Below are 12,937 nucleotides of genomic sequence, written 5' to 3' on the forward strand. Positions count from 1 at the left end.
AATACGTCCTAAGCCTTGACCGCAACAGCTGCGATCGGGTTTTTAATCAGGTTGTAAATCGACAATGGGTTTGTCGCGGTATTTTCATTCATATTCTGCAAACTGCAGGTGAAGTTTCCTTTGTGCCAAATCTCCGCCTGATCCAAAAGGTAGTTCAAGCAGGAATGATCCTGTGGATTCGTGTCACGAATGGACATCAGGAACTTGCGCAAGTCGCGCACCAGGTCTTCTTCACGCACCCAATGATCGGCAGCAATGGCTGCTATCACATTGAAGGTGGAGTTGATCATCAAATAGTAGGCAAACAGAATATTCCCTTTATCATCCAGGATATTTCCGTTCTCCATTTTCAGACTGGCCACATCTTTGCCATACAAAGAGAAACCAAAATGGCTGTACCCCGTGCCCTGACAATCGCGGAAGTAGGCTTTTTCAGGAAAGTTAGCCTTCAGGCTTAAAATCAGATTTTGCTGATGGGCCCCCAATAAGATTCCATAATTGGCCTGCGCCAATACCAAAGGTTTCACGGCCACTTCCAGGTAACGCGCAAACCATTGCTCTGAAATTTCACTTAACGGACGACCCGTCTTTTCAGATTCCTTGCGAATGGACTTTTGAATCAGGTTTTCGCCACCCAGCGGGTTGTCCTGCGCCAATGTTGAAAGCACCACGGCTTCTTCGCGGTTGCTTTCCGTGAATGGATTTTCGCGGCAGACGACGATGGATTCCGTCAAAATTTCACCTGACGGATCCTTGAGTGCCATGAATGCCGGTTCAAAAACCACCTGGAACTGAGGCTGTTTGCGCGAAAACTCCTGGGCTTTGGAGGTCATGAAAACGTCATATACCTGCAACCCACGCACGACTTCCACAGCTGTCAAATGACGAATGGAATTGGTAAGTCGCAAGGTCAAAGAAAACTTCATCATAAATGGCGAGTGGGACGCATAGATGGATCGCAATGATGTCGTCGGGAACCAGGGCTTTTCAGCTGCTCCCAGATCCAATAGCGATCCCTCTTTCAGATAATTCTGAACAACCGGATTTTTCAGTAAGTGCTGTTTTTGCCATGGATGCACCGGGAATGGGATATAGCCGGCTTTCAGTTTTGCCGTAGCCACTGCAGAACTGGAATAGTCTTTTAAAAAGGCATCCAAAGTCCATTGTTCAATCTGGAACTTTTGGGCTTTTTCATTAACGACCGTTTCAGGTTTCGCCAGGAACCAATGCAAAGTGAACTGCCCGGCCATTTCCGGTGAGTACTGGCGATAGTCGGCCTCATCAAAACCTTCACGCATTTTTGGATAAGGGTGAAAGTTATGGCCGATCATCAAACCCTGTTCCGCTTGCTGAAAATTCATAGGTCTCGCATAAATGGACTGCAAGTCCGCCTTGCGATGACCCAACGCCAGCTCGATATTTTCCACACTGTTTTTCAGGCGATCCATAAAAACCGCATCGTTGCCGGTGCTGTTTGGAAAAACCGCTGTCAGATGCTTGACTAAAACTTCCGCCACCGTCAAAAAATCAGTGGCCTTCAGAATACCGGCACTGTGCACATAGAAGGTGGAAGAGTATTGATGGCGGCCCATCAGGGAATTGCGGGTCAGAGGCAAATACAGTTCGTCTCCGTTGGTTAATTTTACGGTCAGAGACTCTTTGCAGCCCGTCTCAATTGCAATCTGATTCGGCGAGGATTGAATTGCATAATCAAACCATTCCCTGAAAAGGGAATTGAAAAAACACGAAGCCGAATGTCGAAGAGAAAGTTCACGCAAGTCCATATTATGTCTCCACCGCAGCTGAAAAACGCTGACGATATAAGATCGCAATGCTCACCATCATTAATAAAACCAAAAAAACCATGAGCGACTCGAGCGAAAATGCCTGAGCCTTCAGAGTGATCGCAGCCAGTGAACCACCAACGGCATAACCAATAGTGTTGGCGGCACTGACGATACCTGCTTTGCGCCCCAACCCCAGATGGACTGAATCAACAGTCGTCATCAAAGTCAGATAGCATGGCGGCACCAGGGCAATTCCCACCGACAAAAAGAAAATGGCCGCCCATAAATGAGACTGCATATTCATCACGAGCAACAGCACGGATCCCACTAATAAAGTCAAAACGCCCAACACCAGGGCCCCCTGCCAGGGATTCTTAAAAAACATCCGACCCATAAATTGAGTCGCAACCGCAATCACCGCGCTGACCAATAGAAGCTTTGCCATTAGAAGACCTGAATCCTGACTGCTTAAAGAGAAGCTGTGCTTCAGAATCACTGCCAAAGAGGAATTCAGAATGCCGATAAAGCTTGTGAACAGCACTGCCAACAAAAACACCCAGCGCATTTGATTGAAGGCCATTCCCCATGCCTGGAATCCCTGCTCTTTGGCTGGCGCGGTTTTCATTTGCGGCGCCTTGATTCCCAGCGCCCAAACATTGATACCCGCCAAAAGCAGAATCCAGAACATGAATCCCACCAGGACACGGTCCATATTCTGACCACCACTCAGCAAAACATAAATAGGCCCCAGGGAGCGGCCAATGTTCAGGCTCATGGAATTGGAAATCATCGCCTTCATGGCAGAGCCGGAGCTGGTTTCTGATAAATCCACCTGCAACGCCTGTGCAACCGGAACCACCGCCGAAGCCAGCAGCCCGTAGATCACGCGACTCAGGATCAAAACCACAACAACCGCTGTGGCTCCCCATTTTTCACCCCATTGAGTCAGGGACCACAACATCAATGTGGAAACTCCCAACCCCAGAACTCCAGCGAGCAAAATAGGCTGACGGCCGGCCGTGTCGCTTTTAGCCGCCCAGTAAGGAGAGGACCATAGAAACAAAAATGACCCTGCACTAAACACCGCAACTACCAGGGACAGACTGACGTGCATCGCCTCTGCCAAATAAGGCAGAAGCGTGAACAGCAATATCTGCAACGCACTGAAGGTGATGGTATTAAGGTTTGCCAGGAGAGCCAGGTTCAATCATGCCCCCTGCGACCTTTAATAAGGATCTGGCCGCAAATATATAGAGGAAGCAACAGCATCACACCGGAAGCAGTGGCAAACATGCCACCAAAAATGTAGGCGCCGATAATCATAAAAGAAGTCAAAGCGAACAGAATAACCGGTATCGCAAAGCGACTTTTAAACAGTGCATGTTCTGAAAGCTTGCGCGTTTCCATGGTCACACCCACTCCCGCAGGTTTTGCTTTCTTGCGCTTGTACCAGATAACCAGACCAAAAACAGGCAGCAGCAGGGAGAAGATCGAGAATCCCAACCATACAATTTTCAGGAAAAGTCCGCCGTAATTGCCGAAATGCAGGGGCTCCGATGCCAGCGTGATTTCCATATACCAAGGAAGCTCACGCACTTCACCTTGCAGGCCCGTCGCGGCATCCACCACCACCAATTGGGTCATACGCTCTGTTTTTGGAGTGTTTCCAACCATCACCACCAAAAAGTGATTGGGTGGCGCAAACTGCGTGTCTGGCACAGCGATATAGTCCACTTTGGAATTCGGGAGAGACGTCTCTGCCGTTTTAATGACGTTGTCCAGCACAGACATGTTATGAACATGATCGTTGTCACCGTGAACGTCTTTGTACTGCAAAGTGATTTGTTTCAATTCTTGATATTGATAGAACTTGATCAACGATGAACTGATGCCCAGTAAGAATCCAGTTGCACCGATAATCAAACCCCAGGCAAAAACACCCATCCCGATATAGCGATGCAAATCCGAAAACCAATGACGTGGGGATTTGATGCGCACTTCTCCGAATGCAACTTTTTTGGCGAAATTACCGTAGATGAAAAAACCGGACAGCATCACGAAAAAATAAAGAAGACCAATCAGTCCCACATAGATTTTTCCGTAGGATCCCAGGAAGAATTCACGGTGCAGTCTTAGCATCCAATCCATGAAGGAGCTTTTGCTGGCTTCAACGTTGATCTCAGCGCCAGTATTCGCATCGTACGTCAGCTTGCGCGCACCACGGAACATTTTGGAATCATTCATTCCCAAACGCACGTTGATGATGTTCTCGTTTTCATCGTCTTTGAAGACCGCCAGAGGTCGCTCCCCTGGGAACTTTTTCAGAACCTCAGACATCAAACCGGAGTATGAGAAAGGGGCACCGGTGGCTGACGTCGCAGCGGCCGTGTGAATCTCACCTTCTACTTCTTCTTTGAAAAGCAGAATGGATCCACTGATGCTGAGGAAAATAAAATGCACCGCCACGAAAAGACCGACGTACATGTGAAGCTTATAAAAGAATCTGAATGCTGAGTTTTTTAGTGCCATATAATTAGTTAAAGTAGGTACCATACAGAGGGAATTATCACAAAAATTTGACCTGAGAAGTTCGTTGTTGAAAGCCTATTGGGAAGATTTTTTCCGAGTGTCAAAAGACCTGACAGTGAGTCGGAAATTGCCAAACTTTTGTGAACTTGCTCTAATGTGAATATGATTAAGCAAAAGGCCTTGAAGGCGATCGAACAAGAGGGAATTTTACTCGTATATCCGATCAAAAACAGCTCGGAACCGGACTCCCTGTGGGCCCATCTGTGGCCTCGTTCGAAAATGGTTTGGGAATGGGATGCCGACGCAGATCACAAGGTGTCGGATCTGTGGCTGCTAAAGGAAGAGCTCTCCCGGTCCAACAAGGTTGTTTATGCGAAATGGTACCAGAATCGTGCGACCTTTTTCTCGAAGGAGGCGTTCGCCAATATGATGGCATTTCAACGCAGTGATGCCCCGCTTTCCCATGAGAGCCGCACCATTCTGGAAGCCCTGGAAATGGACTCCCCTCTTTCGACCAAACAGCTTAAGGAAATTGCCGATCTTCAAGGGCGTTATATGGAGTCCACTTACAATCGAGCTATGAAAGCATTGTGGCAAAAACTCCTGATTGTGGCCTATGGCGAAATCGAGGACTCGAGCTTTCCATCTACCGCGGTGGGTGCAACCAAAACCCTGTTTGAACCCCTGTGGAATCAATCCCTTGCGATCTCCCAAGATGAAGCCCGTGAATATCTGCTTAAGAAATTAGGAGCCGAAAACAAGTTTTGGAAGTTTGCGCAGAAAATTCTTCCTGCAAAAACGTAATGTTAACGGAAAATCTGTCAGCTTCTTTGACACCCCTGAAAGTTCTGCAAATATACACAGCCAATCGACTTTCCTAAGCAAAATACCCGGGTTCTTGTTATAAATCCGGAGATATTTTTAAAGTCATTGGAGTTACTGATGAAATCAACATTTGCGATGTTCCTTCTGATTTTTGGTACGACAGCTACCACGACCGCATTGGCGGGCGCCCGTGATTGGCGTATTACTCAGCCAGTTTGGACTGAACAGCATGAATATCAATTCGGTCAATTCGTCACCAAACTGGGTGTCGCTGTGGAAAACCGCAAATGTGCGACAGTTACTGAATGTTTGAACAGCTCTGCAAATATGTTCTATGGAACAGATCCAGGCGGCATCCGCTACTTCGCAGACTGCGCTGACTTGCCTTATTATCTTCGCGCTTACTTTGCCTGGAAAATGGGATTGCCTTTCTCTCACGCGACGGGATTCACTGCAAACCCAGCCGGTCCCGAGGATTTCAACAAAGACATTCGCTACTCCACAAATGGCAACTCGGTGAAATATCGTCGCGATCTTTTGACCAAGAAAAACAAATTTCGCATCACGACTTACCCTGATGCCGTGGATTTTTTGAACTCTGATTTGATCAACAGTGTTTCAACAGCTGCATTCCGCATGATCGGTGATTCTCAAGGTACAACTTACGCTGACTTCTATCCCGCTCGCTTGGATCGCACGGGTATCCGCCCAGGTACTGTTATTTATGATCCAAATGGTCACGTAGCGATCATCTATCGCGTCACTGAAGCCGGTCGCGTGCTGTATATCGATGCTCATCCTGACAATACTTTGACGATGGGTCTTTACACATCCAAATTCATGCGCTCCATCCCAGGTCAGGGCGCTGGCTTTAAAAACTTCCGTCCATTGCAACTGGTTGGCGCCTCTCAAGAAGGTGGCGTGTTTGTTGGAGGCCAAATCCAGGCTGCTGACAACCGCAATCTGCCGGCCTTCGGCACTGAGCAGTTTTACGGCAATCAACCGGATCCGTCTGGCGACTGGAAAAAAGGCAAATTCGTTTTCAGAAACCAGGAGATCAACTATTTTGAGTACGTTCAATTGAAGCTGACTAATGGTGAACCCGTTATTGATCCTCTTTTGGATATGAAATTCGAAGTTATCGATATCTGCTCTTCCTTGAAAGACCGTGTTGCAGCTGTGGAATTGGCTCGTCGTGAAGGCATTCCTTTAAAACAACACCCTGAACGCCTGCCGGTAAATATCTTTGGCGCTACAGGCGAATGGGAGTCCTATGCGACCCCTTCCCGTGATGCCCGTCTGAAAACATCCTTTATGGATATTCTGGCCCAGTCCCAAAAAGCGATTCAAAAATGGCGCGCTCACGACAGAACGATTCGCTATAACGGCAGCAATCTGGCGAAAGATCTTTTTGCGGTTTACTCCCAGGAAGCGACATTGTGTAAGTTCTCTTATACGACTTCCAATGGGGATACATTGTTGATGAATCTTGAGGCGGCTCGCCAAAGATTGTTCAATATGAGCTTTGACCCGTACCACTGCCCGGAAATGCGTTGGGGCGCCCGCATGCCGAAAGAGCTTGCTTCGTGCACTGACGATCAAAACAAGAAGGCTTGGTTTGATGCTCAAAAATGGTTGCGCAATCAAACAGAGCGCCGCTATGACGTGCGCATGGACTACACTTTGGATCAACTCAGCCGTGGACCAAAGCCAGGCGTGGGTACTGAATCAGCCCCTAGTATTGATATCGTGGGCTACCTGAAATCCCAGATGTAATTTCACTTCTTTGGCTCCCATCGGGGGCCAACGTTACTTCTGGTTAACTTATTGCAATCTTGCCTATGGAATTTGAGAGATTTTTGCATTATTTGCATTGAATCATTGCTTCTTTCACCCCGACCTCCTATATCCCCTCTCAAGAAACCATAATCAAAGCTATCACTAAATTCTGTGGGGGATCTGTGAAAGTACAAATCGTAAGCCTGCTACTGTCATTAGCGACGACGACTGCCATCGCGGCACCTTCTCAACCGATTCTGAATAAAATTTTACAGCAAGGCGTTCCGCAGGAAGCTTTAGAAAGAACGGTTCGCTTTATGGACGAGCATGCAGGACGCTCTTTCCAACAAAGCACTTACCAATGTGGCAAGTGGCCCGCAGGTAGCATCAAACCTTGTGAAGAATCCGACCGCTCACCGTCAACTCAGGTGGTGACGCTGGAGAACCCGGAAGTAATCGCGATCATTGATTACTCCCAACCTTCCACCAACCGTCGTTTCTTTTTGATCAATATGCGTACCGGCGATGTGGTTCGTTACTATGTTTCCCATGGCAAAGGTACTGGCAACAGCAACTGGGCAACTAAATTTTCAAACATCAAAGACTCCAAACAGACTTCGTTGGGTTTTTACCTGACAGGGGATTTCTATTACGGTTCTTACGGCAAAACACTGCGCATGTATGGCTTGCAGTCTTCAAACGATCAGGCCTTCAATCGTGACATCGTATTGCACGGCGCTTGGTATGTGGGTGAAAACTTCATCAACTCCAAAAACCCAAAAACGGGCCAGCCATTCGGTCGTCTGGGAGTTTCCTGGGGATGCCCGGCTTTGTCTCTGTCAATTGCGACAAAGCTAATTCCGGTTTTGGAAAAAGGCAGTTTGATTTACCATTATCATAAAGATCTGATGGAAGCCGCAATGACCGGAAACGAAGTCAGCGTGATCGAACCCTCTAAAAGAAAATAAAAAAAGGCGCTTCCAAGAGCGCCTTTTTTATTTCAATCTTTGTTTCAATCTACCTTGCATCCATCGTCCAGCCAGAGAACTTTTGAACTTCGTCGCTGATATCAGCTCCCAGCTCCACGTGGCGGTATGAATTTGGTGAATCCCAGATTTTACGAACCAGTTTGTTCATCACATCGTGGCCCGCTTTATAAAGCACCACATGCCCCATCAACGGCATCTCCAAGGTCACCAGGTCACCCAATGCATCCAAAGCCTTGTGGCGGACAAACTCATCAGCCCAGCGCAACCCTTCGGGATTAACGACGGTGTCAGTGTCCAAAACCACGCAATTATCCAAGCTTCCACCTTTTGCCAAACCGCGAGCTTGAAGAGCCTCAACGTCTTTCAGGAATCCAAAGGTGCGTGCGCTTGCGATATCCCGCCCAAATGATTGCTCATTGATATCCAGGTCAATTGTCTGCTTGCCAATAAGAGGATGCGCAAAATCAATCGTCACGGTCACACGCAGTCCATGGTACGGAACCACGTAAGCATGCTTTTCGCCTTCACTAAAATAAATAGGCTCAGTGATATAACAATACTTGCGAGGTTGATCCTGCTCGACAATACCGACATCCAAAAGAGCTTTTAGGAACTCACCGGCACTGCCGTCGCAAATTGGAATTTCCGGTCCATCAAGCTCAATAAAAATATTGTCAATACGAAGAGCCGACAACGCCGACAGACAGTGCTCAATCGTCGCAACGGAAAATGCCTCACCACCGATAGTGGTTTGGTGACTTGTCGCCTGAACATTTCTTGCTGTGACTTTCAAAGACGGGCTGCCCGGAAGATCTCTACGAATAAAATAAACACCGGTATCAGAAGGTGCTGGCTTGAATGTTAATGTGCACGGGTCACCTGAGTGGATCCCAATGCCATTAATCACCGTCTTTTTACGAATAGTTTTTTGTAAGAACATGAACTCAGTTTAGCACTGACTATTGGTCCTTAGCAATCCGCAACTTGCCGACAGGCTCGCCCTTCCAATTGTTGATAACTGGCATAGTGAATTTAGAGAGAGACTTGGCTTCCTCGACAGTCATTCCTCCCAGCTGCAACAGGATTTGTGCTGTGGCCAACTGAGCCGCGCGACCCGCTCCATCAGCGGCCTTCACGGCAAAGGCCATTTTTTTGTCAGGTAAAAACCCGGCAAAAACACCCTCAGCCCCGCCTTTGATAATAGCTCGACCATGTGTCTTTTCAATCACAGCTGTGGCGAAATCGTCACTCCCGGCGATGTAAAATGGATTTCCAACAACAGCCTTCGTGATTCGCTGGCAGGCCCGCACTCGATGCGCCGGTGCTTTGGAATTCACGAACACAGACATTCCAGCAGCAATTGCCTGCAACGGAACCGAGTATGTGGGAATCCCACAACCATCAACGCCGTGAGGGACCTTGCTGTGATCGACCTTCATGGTTTCTGTGAAAACGTTGCGCAATCTTTTTTGCGCCACATGCTCGTAAGTTTCATAACCATGAGGATCCTCACCCAGATGCAAACATGTCGTGATAAGGCCTGCATGTTTTCCAGCACAGTTATTACAAAATGGAGTGGGCTTTTGATTGCGACGAATCAACTCATGAGCTGCTGACTCGTTGTATGGCAGATGTGGTCCGCACATCAACTGACTCTCGGTGATTCCAACTTTTTCTGCCCACTGAGATAGAACCGTCAGATGTTCTTTCTCTCCGCGATGGGATGCGCAGGCCAGAGCAATCATCTTGTCATCCAGACCGAACTTATCTGCAGCACCGGACTCAACCAGCGGCAGTGCTTGAAGCATTTTTATGGAACTTCGAGGAAAGGTACCGAAGCTGGGATTACCCCAGCCATGAAGCAGCTGCCCCAGCTCGTTCACAACAGCGACCATCACGTTGTGAACACTCTCGACTGCGGGCCCTCTGAGGACTTCGACGACGAGAGGCTGTCTTTTAAGCATACTGTTTCTCCAGTTAGATCATTTTTGGATCATTTCTAATACTGCGTTCTTGGCGAACTCGGTGATCACGCGACCGCGCTGAGTTTTCTGAATGAATCCCTCCTGGATCAGGAACGGCTCATAGACTTCCTCAAGAGTGTCACGCTCCTCACTGAGCGCAGCTGCTATTGTATCAATTCCGACAGGTCCACCGTTATACTTTTCTTGGATTAGACTCAAAATACGACGGTCCATCAAATCGAGACCATGATGATCCACACCCAGCTGATCCAGAGCATATATCGCAATTTCTCGAGTGACGACGCCATTACCTTTAACTTGTGCATAATCACGAACACGCTTCAGCAATCTATTCGCAATACGAGGCGTTCCGCGGGCACGACGAGCCACTTCCTCAGCTCCTTCACTGTCAATCTCCACATTGAGCTTGGCAGCAGATCTGATCAAGATTTTTTGAAGAGCCGCTTTGTCATAAAACTGAAGTCTCTCAACAATCCCAAAACGATCACGAAATGGTGGATTTAAAAGTCCGGCTCGTGTTGTCGCCCCTACCAGCGTAAATGGCGCCAATTGAAACTTCATCGAACGCGCACCCAAGCCATCACCGGTGACGATGTCGATGTAATAGTCTTCCATAGCGGTATACAGATACTCTTCAACGTGGCGACTCAGGCGATGAATTTCATCGATGAATAGAACCGAGTTGGGTTTTAGCGATGTTAAAATTGCGGCAAGATCACCCTTTTTATCAATCGCCGGAGCCGACGTCATTTTGATATCGGAGCCCATGTCATTGGCGATGATTTGCGCGAGCGTGGTTTTCCCCAAGCCCGGAGGACCCGAGAGCAAAACGTGATCCAGTGGCTCCTTGCGAATTTTTGCCGCCGCCACGAAGACTTTGATTTTATCTTTTACGATGTCCTGACCCGAAAACTCGCTGAAATCCTGGGGACGCAATTCATTTTCCCAGGCCTTTTCACCACCGGCAACAGCTCCACTAAAATCAGAGCTGTCGTTTTCCATAATGCTGCCTTCAATAATACGACTCATGACAAGCTACCTGACAATGTTTGGAATCCTTTACGCACGCCTTCTTCGACAGAAACTGTCATCGGCAAAGTCGCCACGAATTGATCCACCAGTTGAGATTTATATCCAAGATTCAATAGCGCCGAAGTGATTTGCGTCAAAGACTCTGACTTGATCTTGCTGCCCTCGTCGATTGAAACCAGTTTCCCCTTAAGGGTCAGGATGATTTGTTCAGCAGTTTTCTTACCCACTTTAGGCAACCCGGAAAGCGCCTTGGCGTTTCCAGCCTCGATCATTTCCTGAATTTGCACAGGACGACCACCCGACAAAATACTCAGGGCCATTTTTGGACCGACCCCGTTAACTTTTAGAAGTGAAAGAAACAGATTCTTTTCCTCTTTGTCGTGAAAACCAAAAAGCGTCAGGGCATCTTCGCGCACATGGGTATGAATCCAGACGATGATGTCCTTGCCCAGCAATGTTGTGAAGTCACCCAAAGTATTGGAGGAGGCAAACACCTCATAGCCCACACCTTGCACATCAATCAGGGCTGAATCCCCCAGAACTTCGATAATTTTTCCGCGCAAATAACCGATCATATACTCACCGCTTTTTGTAAAACTGCGTTCTTTTTCATTTCAAAGGCATGGTAGCAAGCCATGGCCAATGCATCCGAGGCATCGATGCGATTGATGGACTTAATCCCCAGCATGGCCAACAAAACAGCCTGCACGTCCTCTTTCGAGGAGCCACCATTGCCGGTGATTCCTTTTTTAACGGATCTCGTGGCGTATTCCGCAACGGAGGCTTTACCCAAACCGGCTTCATACATCACCACTCCCCGCACATGCCCCAGCTTAAAGGCGCTGTCGGCATTTTTGCCCATAAAGATTTTCTCGATCACCACTTGGTGGGGACGATATTTCTCCATGACTTCGCGAAAGGCCAAACCAAGTTCAGTCATGCGCGAGGCAAAGTTCATATCCTCCTCCAGCAAAATAACACCGTGATTGATGTGTTCAATTTTGCCATTGTTGATGCGAACCACGCCAAAACCAGTGATGCGGGAACCGGGGTCAACCCCAAGAATCGTCAAACTCATACTTTTAATTTCATTCCGAACGTATTGCTAAGTCAATGAATGTGCACTAGAATCTGAAGCATGCCGAAGATTGAAGCAAGCGCTATCGAAAAATATCAGACTATCCTCGCAAAGGATCCAACTTCCCAGGTGTTTGCACCGCTGGCGGAAGCTTATCGCGAGATGGGCATGATGAAAGAGGCCTTGCAGGTTGTGACTTCTGGCGTTCAACGCCATCCGCAATTTGTCGGAGGATTGGTCACATACGCTAAAATTTTGCGCGATGCAGGCCAAATCGGCCGCGCTATCGAGGCCCTGAAAAAGGCCACAGGCTTGGCTTCGGAGAACATCCTTGCTCATCAACTGCTGGCCGAACTTCAACTGGCCAACAAGAATCCAAAGGAAGCTTTAAAGGCCTTCAAGATGGTTCTGTTTTTGAATCCCAACTCTCAGTCCGCGCAAAAAGCCGTGCAAAAACTGGAGTCTTTGACGGCGGACGAGTATGACGACGAAGTTTTTGCGATGGAAAAACTTCCGCAGGTGAATTTGGAATCCCCTCCGATTGAGCAAACCGCGCCTGGTACAAAAACAGGTGCTGCCACTGAGGTTTTCAAACCCCAACCGGCGCCTAGAAATAAGGCTTTTGAACGCATGCTTTCCCTGATCGATGCCTTCATTGTGCGCAACGATCTGGAAAAGGCCCACGCACTTCTTAAGGACACCCGCGTGGAATTTGGCGACCATGCCGAGATTCAACGCAGAATGAAAACACTGCAGGTCCGTTATAACGAACCTGACGAACCCGTTCCTTTAAAACCACTCCTTCCGCGCGAGGAGATGGTGCGCAAAAAGAAGATCGAAACCCTCGAGATGATGCTTCGCAAAATCGAAGACTACCGCTCCCATATTTGACAACCCACGGCCGATTTGGGCATAGTAAACCTCTTTGAATAA

At 48.0% G+C, this 12,937-nt stretch carries 12 protein-coding genes; 4 read left to right on the forward strand and 8 right to left on the reverse strand.

The window, feature by feature from the left end:
* Positions 1-8: 8 nt before the first annotated feature.
* The 3 genes from ACLVWR_RS00315 to ACLVWR_RS00325 are packed head-to-tail and all read right to left on the reverse strand — an operon-like array spanning position 9 to position 4,316.
* The gene (locus ACLVWR_RS00315) at positions 9-1,784 is read right to left on the reverse strand and encodes an IucA/IucC family protein (protein WP_413581980.1); all 1,776 of its coding nucleotides are present in this window, start codon (positions 1,782-1,784) and stop codon (positions 9-11) included.
* Between the two features lies 1 nt (position 1,785).
* Positions 1,786-2,994, reverse strand: a complete 1,209-nt coding sequence (locus ACLVWR_RS00320) for an MFS transporter (protein WP_413581981.1) — start codon at positions 2,992-2,994, stop codon at positions 1,786-1,788.
* Positions 2,991-4,316: a PepSY-associated TM helix domain-containing protein gene (locus tag ACLVWR_RS00325; protein ID WP_413581982.1), complete on the reverse strand. Its 1,326-nt coding sequence runs from the start codon at positions 4,314-4,316 to the stop codon at positions 2,991-2,993. The genes ACLVWR_RS00320 and ACLVWR_RS00325 overlap by 4 nt, the downstream gene beginning before the upstream one ends.
* Before the next feature lie 162 nt (positions 4,317-4,478).
* Here ACLVWR_RS00325 and ACLVWR_RS00330 point away from each other — a divergent pair, with 162 nt between their 5' ends.
* The 3 genes from ACLVWR_RS00330 to ACLVWR_RS00340 all read left to right on the forward strand — a co-directional run bounded on the left by ACLVWR_RS00330 (position 4,479) and on the right by ACLVWR_RS00340 (position 7,888).
* Complete coding sequence (locus tag ACLVWR_RS00330; protein WP_413581983.1) at positions 4,479-5,120, forward strand: hypothetical protein; 642 nt, start codon at positions 4,479-4,481, stop codon at positions 5,118-5,120.
* A gap of 138 nt (positions 5,121-5,258) precedes the next feature.
* Positions 5,259-6,917 (forward strand): hypothetical protein, encoded by a 1,659-nt coding sequence (locus ACLVWR_RS00335; protein ID WP_413581984.1) that lies wholly within the window; start codon positions 5,259-5,261, stop codon positions 6,915-6,917.
* Between the two features lie 185 nt (positions 6,918-7,102).
* Positions 7,103-7,888: a murein L,D-transpeptidase catalytic domain family protein gene (locus tag ACLVWR_RS00340; RefSeq protein WP_413581985.1), complete on the forward strand. Its 786-nt coding sequence runs from the start codon at positions 7,103-7,105 to the stop codon at positions 7,886-7,888.
* A 49-nt stretch (positions 7,889-7,937) separates the two neighbouring features.
* Here ACLVWR_RS00340 and lpxC read toward each other — a convergent pair whose 3' ends face one another.
* Genes lpxC through ruvC form a run of 5 tightly spaced genes read right to left on the reverse strand, consistent with a single transcriptional unit; the run spans position 7,938 to position 12,004 of the window.
* The gene (gene lpxC / locus ACLVWR_RS00345) at positions 7,938-8,849 is read right to left on the reverse strand and encodes a UDP-3-O-acyl-N-acetylglucosamine deacetylase (RefSeq protein ID WP_413581986.1); all 912 of its coding nucleotides are present in this window, start codon (positions 8,847-8,849) and stop codon (positions 7,938-7,940) included.
* A gap of 19 nt (positions 8,850-8,868) precedes the next feature.
* Positions 8,869-9,873: an asparaginase gene (locus ACLVWR_RS00350; protein WP_413581987.1), complete on the reverse strand. Its 1,005-nt coding sequence runs from the start codon at positions 9,871-9,873 to the stop codon at positions 8,869-8,871.
* An 18-nt stretch (positions 9,874-9,891) separates the two neighbouring features.
* The gene (gene ruvB / locus ACLVWR_RS00355; protein WP_340596887.1) at positions 9,892-10,923 is read right to left on the reverse strand and encodes a Holliday junction branch migration DNA helicase RuvB; all 1,032 of its coding nucleotides are present in this window, start codon (positions 10,921-10,923) and stop codon (positions 9,892-9,894) included.
* Positions 10,920-11,501 carry a Holliday junction branch migration protein RuvA gene (gene ruvA / locus ACLVWR_RS00360; protein WP_340596886.1) on the reverse strand — a complete coding sequence of 194 codons (582 nt, stop codon included), beginning with the start codon at positions 11,499-11,501 and terminating at the stop codon, positions 10,920-10,922. The genes ruvB and ruvA overlap by 4 nt, the downstream gene beginning before the upstream one ends.
* Positions 11,498-12,004 (reverse strand): crossover junction endodeoxyribonuclease RuvC, encoded by a 507-nt coding sequence (ruvC, locus tag ACLVWR_RS00365; protein WP_340596885.1) that lies wholly within the window; start codon positions 12,002-12,004, stop codon positions 11,498-11,500. Before ruvC ends, ruvA begins: the two co-directional genes overlap by 4 nt.
* Positions 12,005-12,064: 60 nt before the next feature.
* Here ruvC and ACLVWR_RS00370 point away from each other — a divergent pair, with 60 nt between their 5' ends.
* Positions 12,065-12,895, forward strand: coding sequence for a tetratricopeptide repeat protein (locus ACLVWR_RS00370; RefSeq protein ID WP_413581988.1), 831 nt, complete (start codon positions 12,065-12,067; stop codon positions 12,893-12,895).
* Positions 12,896-12,937 lie beyond the last annotated feature (42 nt).

Source organism: Bdellovibrio sp. HCB288 (assembly GCF_047305935.1).
Taxonomy (GTDB): domain Bacteria; phylum Bdellovibrionota; class Bdellovibrionia; order Bdellovibrionales; family Bdellovibrionaceae; genus Bdellovibrio.

What these genes read in the sequence shown, in the direction of transcription:
- ACLVWR_RS00315 (WP_413581980.1), bottom strand. Translation starts at nt 1,784, where the DNA reads ATGGACTTGCGTGAACTTTCTCTTCGACATTCGGCTTCGTGTTTTTTC.
- ACLVWR_RS00325 (WP_413581982.1), bottom strand. Translation starts at nt 4,316, where the DNA reads ATGGCACTAAAAAACTCAGCATTCAGATTCTTTTATAAGCTTCACATG.
- ACLVWR_RS00330 (WP_413581983.1), top strand. Translation starts at nt 4,479, where the DNA reads ATGATTAAGCAAAAGGCCTTGAAGGCGATCGAACAAGAGGGAATTTTA.
- ACLVWR_RS00335 (WP_413581984.1), top strand. Translation starts at nt 5,259, where the DNA reads ATGAAATCAACATTTGCGATGTTCCTTCTGATTTTTGGTACGACAGCT.
- lpxC (WP_413581986.1), bottom strand. Translation starts at nt 8,849, where the DNA reads ATGTTCTTACAAAAAACTATTCGTAAAAAGACGGTGATTAATGGCATT.
- ACLVWR_RS00350 (WP_413581987.1), bottom strand. Translation starts at nt 9,873, where the DNA reads ATGCTTAAAAGACAGCCTCTCGTCGTCGAAGTCCTCAGAGGGCCCGCA.
- ruvB (WP_340596887.1), bottom strand. Translation starts at nt 10,923, where the DNA reads ATGAGTCGTATTATTGAAGGCAGCATTATGGAAAACGACAGCTCTGAT.
- ruvA (WP_340596886.1), bottom strand. Translation starts at nt 11,501, where the DNA reads ATGATCGGTTATTTGCGCGGAAAAATTATCGAAGTTCTGGGGGATTCA.
- ruvC (WP_340596885.1), bottom strand. Translation starts at nt 12,004, where the DNA reads ATGAGTTTGACGATTCTTGGGGTTGACCCCGGTTCCCGCATCACTGGT.
- ACLVWR_RS00370 (WP_413581988.1), top strand. Translation starts at nt 12,065, where the DNA reads ATGCCGAAGATTGAAGCAAGCGCTATCGAAAAATATCAGACTATCCTC.